Source organism: Ilyobacter sp. (assembly GCF_041583315.1).
Classification (GTDB): domain Bacteria; phylum Fusobacteriota; class Fusobacteriia; order Fusobacteriales; family Fusobacteriaceae; genus Ilyobacter.
The window spans coordinates 1-2,218 of the sequence record NZ_JBFHGC010000487.1; the positions used below are offsets into that span (position 1 = coordinate 1).

At 33.2% G+C, this 2,218-nt stretch carries 2 protein-coding genes; both read right to left on the reverse strand.

What is annotated here, in order from left to right:
- The coding region (locus ABZA26_RS13265) for a peptidoglycan D,D-transpeptidase FtsI family protein (protein ID WP_372714981.1) at positions 1 to 1,261 on the reverse strand (1,261 nt) is incomplete at its 3' end.
- 509 nt (positions 1,262 to 1,770) lie between these two features.
- Positions 1,771 to 2,013 carry a TIGR03905 family TSCPD domain-containing protein gene (locus tag ABZA26_RS13270; RefSeq protein ID WP_372714982.1) on the reverse strand — a complete coding sequence of 81 codons (243 nt, stop codon included), beginning with the start codon at positions 2,011 to 2,013 and terminating at the stop codon, positions 1,771 to 1,773.
- Between the last annotated feature and the right edge of the window lie 205 nt (positions 2,014 to 2,218).

Below are 2,218 nucleotides of genomic sequence, written 5' to 3' on the forward strand. Positions count from 1 at the left end.
ACAGAATCCCTCCGTTTATCACCGATGAAAAAGCAGTTGCCAGCTGTATAGGGGTTACCGCTATACCCTGTCCGAAGGCCATGTTATTTTTTTTCAGGCCATCCCATTTGCTAAAAAGCTGCATATATGGCTTCAATTCTCCAGGGAGGTCCACACTGGTTTTCTGCCCCAATCCAAAACCTTCCAGGTATTTTTCAAAAATTGCGTTACTGAACCTGTCGCTTATAAGCACCATTCCCACATTACTGGACTTTTTCAAGACCTCTTCGGTAGATAGCACACCCTTGGTGTGTCTGCTGCTCTCCCTTATGGTGTGCCTGTGCCTCACAATTTTACCGTCTCCTACATCAAAGGTATCACTAGGTGAAATCAGACCTTCCTCTAGCCCAGCTGCCACTACCAGAGGTTTAAATGTAGAGCCTGGCTCATACTGACTTTGTATTATCTGATTTTTCAGATTTTTCTGGATTTTTTTGTTGAATAATGATGTGGCCAGTATCCTTCCTGTATTGGGATCCATAACCAGACCAAGACCCATTTCTGAGTCGGTATTGTCAAACTGTTTTTTTACTTCTTCATTTAGTATGTATTGTAAAAAATAATCTATGGTTAAATATACATTCTTGCCGTTAGCAGATATTTCCAGCTCATCTGAGGCTGTGGGAAGCTTCATAAAACGGCTTCTGGTAAATATATCTTTTTTGGTTATTTTTCTTGCACGGAGATATTCATCATACTCCTTTTCCACTCCGAAAATCCCAGTCTTTGAGTCTTCAGATTTTTGTGTATATCCTGTTAATCCTACTAAATATGAAAATATTTCTTTTCTGTAGTATTCTCGGTTACTTTTTTTCTGAAAGAAGATTTCATTGTGTTTGAGTTTATATTTTTCTTTTATTAATGCCTCAATCTCTTCTTTTTTATCCTCTTCTACGTCTTTTGCTATTATTTTATAATATTTCTTAGATTCAGCAAGAGAAGGTATCTCATTTTTCAATGCTCTGTAGCCTATTTTAATATAATTTTTATCTATATCCTCTAGAGCATTTATTGCATCTTGAAAATTATTTACTCTGGTTGGGTCTATGGCTATTGTGTATATATTGGAATTATAGGCCAGAGGCTTACCGCTAAAGTCTAAGACCTTTCCTCTGTTTCCCACAATTGAATAAGTCGCCTCCACTTGTTTCATAAGGGTATTTTCATACTCTTTGTGATTTATCACCTGCACTTGAAAAAGACGAACTATCAAAATCAGCATAAAAAAAAGACATATCCTAGAAAGGGCTTTGCTTCTGTTTGTGAAATTAGAGTACTTGTGTTTTTCACTATCTCTAGTTATTATGTAGAGTATAAAGAAATAAAACAAAAATGATGCGAATAATAAAGTATACATTTCTCTATAAATTAAAAGTAAATCCAGAGATAAAAAGACACCTGTTAAAGCCTTTATTTTAACCCTTCTTGATAACATGAAAAGCTGCCTCCCAAACAAAAATAACTTTTATTTTTCAATATCAATTAATTATAATTTATATTCGGTAATATTACAACTTATTTCACAAACTTCACAAGCCATCTATAAAAAAAACATCTCGTTACCAAGATGTTTTACTCCGATGGTGTATTATAAATTTATCATCACAATTTTTTTCATCTTGATTTTTTTAATAATATTCTATTACATATGTATTATATCATTATATCATCAGCAATAAAATAGTTTTTTGATAAAAAAGATAAAAAAATAATCAGTTTTGTGTCATTGTTTTACCTTTTCATCTCTTTTAACGCTATTGCCAGCTGATCAGGACACGATGTTTCTTTTGATCCGCAGCTCATTCCAGAGAGTTTTTCCACTACATCATCTACTTTCATTCCCACTAGCAGTGCACTTAATCCTTGAGTATTTCCGCTGCATCCGCCTTTAAAAACAACACTCTTTACAATATCTCCCTCTACTTTAAATGAGATCTCCTTTGCACAGACCCCTGAAGTTTTAAATGTCATCATATTATTTACCTCCTAAGCATTTTATATAAAAATTATATCAGTTTTTCCTAATATGTCAAATTTATTTCCCATAATCATTAAAAGGACGCATCTTATATTCCAGATCCGCCCCTTTTAATAAAACTTTATTCAACTCTTATTTTTTTATAAGATTTTCTAAAAATTCTTTCATACCGTCTTTTTCTATACAGTTTTTATGAAGTAT

Excerpts from the sequence above, each read along its gene's own strand:
- ABZA26_RS13270 (WP_372714982.1), bottom strand. The coding sequence starts at position 2,013 with ATGATGACATTTAAAACTTCAGGGGTCTGTGCAAAGGAGATCTCATTT.